Genomic DNA, 2,946 nt, shown 5'->3' on the forward strand with positions numbered 1-2,946 from the left:
GCAGAAATATCCGATGTTATGGGCCTTGAAGACTTCCACAATCCGGTCGAAGTCTTCGTTTTGATGCTCTTTCAGTTTATAACGACACGTTCCGACAGAACCGGCGGCAGGGGTGACTCTCAACAGCGCGATTTCTTCGGGGGACTGGCCACTTAAATTGAGCAGTTCTTCTTTGAGAACCCCTTCAATTCCATGCCATCCCGCATAGATGGTGCCGATTTCCGGTAGATCCCGGGCTGTTTCGACCAACCCTCGCAGGCTGTTGTTGATGACTGGTGAAGGACCACCAGACTGGGCCACAATCATATTCTTAGGACTTGCCACGTTTTCTCCTCACTCTGTTGTTGTCTATTCGAGATGCTGTGCGACCCACCGGGGTACAGAACATTTCCCTCTGTTACTCTGGGGCCCTTGTCTCTCTGTAATGAACCAGGTCTGATCCAGAACCGGGACCGGTATGTTACGAATCAATTCGGGCGAGATACGAACACTTCCCACAAGGTCCAGGGCGATTATTAGAAGGCTATTGTTGATAAATCGTTATGTGTTAACAGTTTATCGTTTACATTGTTATCGCCTGAGTCGGCGGAAAATAGCCTGTGTTCAGTGTGGGTGCTTTTGTCTTACTGACTCATAAAGACTTGTATCAACTCACTCACTCGGGATATTACCCGATTTTGTGCTCTAATTCAAAGTATCGCCATGCTGCCAATACAGAAAGTTCCGGGAAAGTTTGCCTGTGAAAGTTAAATAAAACCTGAGGGCTGCCTATTTCTGTGGAGTCAACGTGACTTTGGTCCCCTGTATCTGATAATCGAGCTTAAAAGAGCTGAATAACGCGTCAAAAAACTCCTCGGCGTCTGCATCGAGCACTGCCACATCAATGAGTTGCAGAAGATTAATCTCTGCCTCTGCCAGTTCCTGTTTGTCGTATTCAAACTCGATCCCCGACTGTTCCAGTTTCTGCATAATCGCCAGAACCGGAACTTTTTTCACCCGCAGTGTGAATTTCCGCCTGCTCAGGGGAACTGTCTTCCCCACGCCCGATCGAACAGGCTGCGCCGTTCTTTGTGGATTCAGGAATTGTTCAATCTGCTCATGAACGTCCATCGCAGCCTGCACGGAGAGAAGTTTTCCCGTGACAGTCGGCTCTAATTCCGGAAACTGTTCCTTTAATTGTCTGGTGACCGATTCAACCGGTTTACCTCGCAGCGGATACGTTTTTTTGATCAGAACCTTGTCCGGAACAGCTGCAATTCGAATCCTGTTTGCCTCCCCTGCCCAGTCATAAGTCAGATCGAATTGAATCAGGATCAGGGAAAGTGATTCAGTGGCATTCACAGAAACCAGGGAAAAATTCGACCAGAGGTCATGGGGAACCAGTTGCTCATTCTCGACTTTGATTCGGTAGGCATCGGTAATCTGCCGGAGGATTTCTGCAGGTGTATCCAGATCCTGAAAGTGAAATGACTGGTTTCTCGAAAGCTGAAGATCCCGTGATTTGAGTCTTTTCTGAGAGTCGGTTAACTCGTGTAGGGCATCTGATTTCAGAACCAGCAGTGTATTCAGCTTTGATACAGCTTCCTCCGGTCCTATAAAAACATTGCTGCCGACCGTGATGCAGCTGGCTTGGACCCGTTCCGCGATTTCTTCCAGCCCCTCTTGCAAGCTCCTGTTCTGAAGATCGATTTTCAGTTTACGGGACGGATCAATTCGTCGATCCAGGATAATAGAGATATTTTGCGTCTCCCTGATCCTCTGAATGATGGCACGGATTCCGACATTGGACCAGGAAGCTGAGAATGGTTGTACCAATGCCTGCCGGAAATCACGTTCTGTGAGATATCGGGGGATTTCCCGATTGAGTAAGACAGGGGTTTCACCGGGTCCCTGATAGGCGTATCCCCTCTGATTTACTGTGTTTCTGAATGAAATCAGCAGCAGACAGAATATCAGCCAGTACTTTAGGGAGCTCAGTTTTCTCACAGTTTGAGTCTTTTCCTCTGGTCTGTATTTTTACAGAGATGGCAGGCTGAAAAACCGGAATCAGGTGCTGGAGTGTGACTGGGTTCCATGATACCATATCAGTAGGAGCCTTTCCTGTCATATTTTATCTATCCGTGATGTGATAGTCTAATGTAAAGAGAGTCAGTGTTTTATGCAGAAAGTACAGGCGGTTGGAATCGATTTGGGAACTACTTATTCCTGTATTGCGCACCTGAATGAACATGGGGAACCGGTTACGATTCCCAATCAGGAAGGGGAACTGTCCACTCCCTCTGTGGCCATGTTTGATGGCGCAGAGGTCATTGTCGGTACGGAAGCTTTGCGGCATGCGATTGTGAATCCCCGGAATGTTGTCCAGCATGCCAAGCGGTTTCTGGGAAAGTCCGATTTTCGCTGGGAAATTGATGGACGCTATTTCACACCGCGGGATATCTCTGCATTCATATTAAAAAAACTGCTCTCGGCTGCTGAAGAGCGAATCGGACCCGTCGAGTCTGCCGTCATTACCGTGCCGGCCCAGTTCAGTGATCTCCAGCGACAGGAAACGATTGCTGCTGGCAAGCAGGCCGGGCTGAAACAGGTCGATCTGATCAATGAACCGGTGGCAGCTGCCTTGTGTTATGTGCTGGGATCAGAGGGGATGTGGTTTGCCGAACTTGCTGAAGAACAGCGTATCCTTGTCTACGATCTGGGAGGCGGTACGTTCGATCTTTCTCTGGTCAAATATCAGAAAGATGAAGTGAATGTGATCGCCAGTGGCGGTGATCTGAAGCTGGGGGGGATTGACTGGAACAGTACACTTCAGGCAACGATCGCGGAACAGTTTTTCGCTGAGTTCGGTGTCAATCCTGCGAATGATCCGGAAAGCCTGCAGTATCTGGCGAATGAAGTCGAACAGGCCAAACGCAGTCTGACCGTCCGGCCCAAAACGACACTGGC

Annotated in this window: 3 protein-coding genes; 1 reads left to right on the forward strand and 2 read right to left on the reverse strand. The window is 48.9% G+C overall.

Features of this window, described 5'->3' with window-relative positions:
• Both AACZ40_RS28840 and AACZ40_RS28845 read right to left on the reverse strand, forming a co-directional pair.
• A partial coding sequence (locus tag AACZ40_RS28840) for a 6-phosphofructokinase (RefSeq protein ID WP_339677110.1) occupies positions 1–324 on the reverse strand: 324 nt, incomplete at its 3' end.
• Positions 325–768: 444 nt separating this feature from the next.
• Positions 769–1,986 carry a hypothetical protein gene (locus AACZ40_RS28845; protein ID WP_291178773.1) on the reverse strand — a complete coding sequence of 406 codons (1,218 nt, stop codon included), beginning with the start codon at positions 1,984–1,986 and terminating at the stop codon, positions 769–771.
• A 172-nt stretch (positions 1,987–2,158) separates the two neighbouring features.
• Between AACZ40_RS28845 and AACZ40_RS28850 the strand changes: the two genes are divergently transcribed.
• Positions 2,159–2,946: Hsp70 family protein (locus tag AACZ40_RS28850; protein ID WP_339677115.1), on the forward strand; the 788-nt coding region annotated here is incomplete at its 3' end.

This window comes from uncultured Gimesia sp., assembly GCF_963972345.1.
Lineage (GTDB): Bacteria > Planctomycetota > Planctomycetia > Planctomycetales > Planctomycetaceae > Gimesia.